This window comes from Frankia sp. CcWB2 (assembly GCF_977927585.1).
In genome coordinates this window covers 1-2,909 of sequence record NZ_CDWRCM010000127.1, presented here as the reverse complement: position 1 = coordinate 2,909, position 2,909 = coordinate 1, and the positions used below count along the sequence as shown (strand labels likewise).

Annotated in this window: 2 protein-coding genes; one reads left to right on the top strand and one right to left on the bottom strand. The window is 73.6% G+C overall.

The genetic code is table 11. The features are described from left to right. Nucleotides 1–184: 184 nt before the first annotated feature. Nucleotides 185–997: a 3'(2'),5'-bisphosphate nucleotidase CysQ gene (locus ACY45C_RS14050; RefSeq protein ID WP_462188053.1), complete on the bottom strand. Its 813-nt coding sequence runs from the start codon at nt 995–997 to the stop codon at nt 185–187. Between the two features lie 35 nt (nt 998–1,032). Here ACY45C_RS14050 and cysC point away from each other — a divergent pair, with 35 nt between their 5' ends. After that, the gene (gene cysC, locus ACY45C_RS14045) at nt 1,033–2,901 is read left to right on the top strand and encodes an adenylyl-sulfate kinase (RefSeq protein WP_462188052.1); all 1,869 of its coding nucleotides are present in this window, start codon (nt 1,033–1,035) and stop codon (nt 2,899–2,901) included. Nucleotides 2,902–2,909 lie beyond the last annotated feature (8 nt).

The following is a 2,909-nucleotide window of genomic DNA, read 5'->3' as shown; positions in this document are numbered from 1 at the left end:
CGAGGCGATGTGTCCCACCAAAGTAGCGGACACGGCGGCCGTGCCGGCGGTTTCGGCGACGTTACGCCCCTCACGGTGGACCCACAACCACGACCGACGTCATCCAGAACAACCATGGATCAACAATCGCTACCCTCTGCAACCACTCCGTGGCCACTCCGAGAGCACTCCGCGAGCACGCGCCTCAACCGCCGGAGCCCCCCGCGGCGCCGATCGCCCGGAGAACCTCCGATGCCCAGCTCGCAGCACAGATGACCAGGTCGGGCAGCAGCGGGTCGGGCTGGTTGTACCGCAGCGGCGAGCCGTCCAGCCGGCTGGTGTACAGCCCCGCCGACCGCGCGACCGCCACCGGGGCGGCGGAGTCCCACTCGTACTGGCCGCCGGCGTGCAGGTAGATCTCGGCCTCCCCGCGGATGACGGCGGCGGCCTTCGCACCAGCCGAACCCATCGGGACGATGGTGGCGCCTAGTGCCTCCGCGACCTCCGTGACCAGCTGTGGGGCCCGGGTCCGGCTGACCACGATCCGTGGCGGACGCGCCTCGGCCGGCCGCGGCGGCAGCCCGCCCGCGCTGGACAGCGTCAACCCGAGCGCCGGCAGCGCCACCGCGCCCGAGACGAGCTCGCCGGCCTGCCAGAGCGCGACATGCACCGCCCAGTCCGACCTGCCGGGTTCGGCGAACTCGCGGGTGCCGTCCAGGGGGTCGACGATCCAGACCCGCTCCGCGGACAGCCGCGCGACGTCGTCGACGCCCTCCTCGGACAGCACAGCGTCCTGCGGGCGGTGCCGCGCCAACGCCCGGGCCAGGAGCTGATGCGAACGCGCGTCCCCGGCGTCACGCAGGGTCGCGGGTTCGGCGAACCCGACCTCCTCCCTGATCCGCAACAGCAGTTTGCCGGCGTCCGTGGCCAGCCGTCGGGCCAGGACGTCGTCGTCGAGTTCGTCGGTCGCGATGTCGACCGGCACGGTGGACGGCGGGCGGGTGTCATCGGTGTTCATTGGGACGGAGTCTGTCACCAGCTACCGTCGCAAGTGTGAGTACCACCTCCCATCCCGCCCCCGGTCCTGATCACCACCCCAAGTCCGGTGCCAACGGTGCCGCCAGTGTGACCGGCGGGTCCGGACCAACCCCCGTCCTGGCGACGCCGGCCCGGGTCGCGGAGCTGACGGCCGCGTCGGTCGCCTGGCCGTCGCTGACCCTGCGCCCGGCCCAGCTCGCCGAGCTGGAACTGCTGCTGCTCGGTGCTTTCGGGTCGGAACCTGGTTATCCCGAGGACCCCGAGATCAATGGCGTGCCGGTGCCGACCCTCATCGTCGGCGCGGCCGAGGCCGGCGCACTGACACCGAGCTCCACGGCGGCCCTGCGGGACACCGAGGGAGTGATGATCGCGGCGCTGCACCTCCGAACGACCATTCCCCTGCCGGACCAGCCGGGGGGTCCGGACGGGCCCCGGGTCCGGCTGGTCGGCACGGTCGAGGGCATCCGGCTGCCCCACCACCCCGATCATCCCGGCCTGCGGCTCACCCCGGCCCAGGTCCGGGCCGAGCTGCTCGCCCGAGGCTGGATCAGCCTCGAGGCGGGTTCCGGCGCGTGCTGGGCGGTGTGGGCGGACGGCCTGCTCCACACGGCGGACGTGGGCCGGATCCGGGCGCTGACCCGGCAGGGCAAACGGTGCGTCGTCCTCGCCCCGGCGGGTGGCGCCGATCCCGCGGACGCTGGGCATCACCTGCGGGTCCGTTGCCTGCTCGCCGCCCTCAAGGCGGTCGACGCCCCGTTGCGGGCCGCCGAGGCGACGCTCTCCTCGGAGGCGCTCGCCGCCGACGCGATCAGCCCGCCGGGTATTGCCGGCCGGCGGTCGGAACCGCCGCCGGACCCCTACCGGCGGCCGAAAGCCGGCAAGGCGGGAACGCCGGAGCACCGCAGCCTGCTGGTCCTCGTTCCGGTCATCCCGTCGGAGGCGCTGGCCACCCCCCGCGAACCGGGCATGAGCGCGACGGTCCTGAAAACATCCGCGAAACCGAGCGGCGCGGCGGCGGGGGTACCGGGCCCGGCCACGGCCGTGGCGCCCGCCCCCCCGGCACCCACGGACCTGGCGGACATTGCGTGGGCGGCGGCGGGCGCGGCCTGGACAGGCGTGGAGACGGCGGCGAGCTCCGCCGACGAACTGGCGAAACTCGCCGCCCAGCGGGCGCATCTGGCCAGCTTCTACGGCCTGACCGGCAGCCTCATCGGGCCGGCGATCGGCGCACCCGGGCGGATGGAACTGGCCTCGCTGCTCGACGCCGGCAACCCGATACCGGCCGAACTGACCCCGCCGACGGTGGCCGCGGAGCTCTCCCGCGCCATCCCACCACGTTCGAAGCGGGGCCTGGCCGTGTTTCTCACCGGGCTGTCCGGCTCCGGGAAGTCGACGCTGGCCGGCCTGCTCGTCTGCCGACTACTGGAATACGGCGGACGCCGGCTCACTTTGCTCGACGGGGACGTCGTGCGGGCCCAGCTGTCCCAGGGACTGGGATTCTCCCGCGCCGACCGCGACATCAACGTCCGACGGATCGGCTTCGTCGCGGCCCAGGTCGCGGGAGCCGGAGGCACCGCGGTGTGCGCGCCGATCGCGCCGTACGCCGACGTGCGCGCCCAGGTCCGGGGGATGGTCCGGGCCGCAGGCGGCGGATTCGTGCTGGTACATGTGTCCACACCGCTGGAGGTGTGCGAGGCGCGGGACCGTAAGGGGCTCTATGCCAAGGCGCGCGCAGGCGTCCTGCCCGCCTTCACCGGCGTGTCCGATCCGTACGAGACGCCGACCGACGCCGACGTCACGGTGAACACCGCGGAGCTCTCCGCCGAGGACGCCGTGGACCGGATCATCGACCGCCTACGCCACGCCGGCTGGCTGGCCAGCTAGCTGGCCAG

Excerpts from the sequence above, each read along its gene's own strand:
- ACY45C_RS14050 (WP_462188053.1), bottom strand. The coding sequence starts at position 997 with ATGAACACCGATGACACCCGCCCGCCGTCCACCGTGCCGGTCGACATC.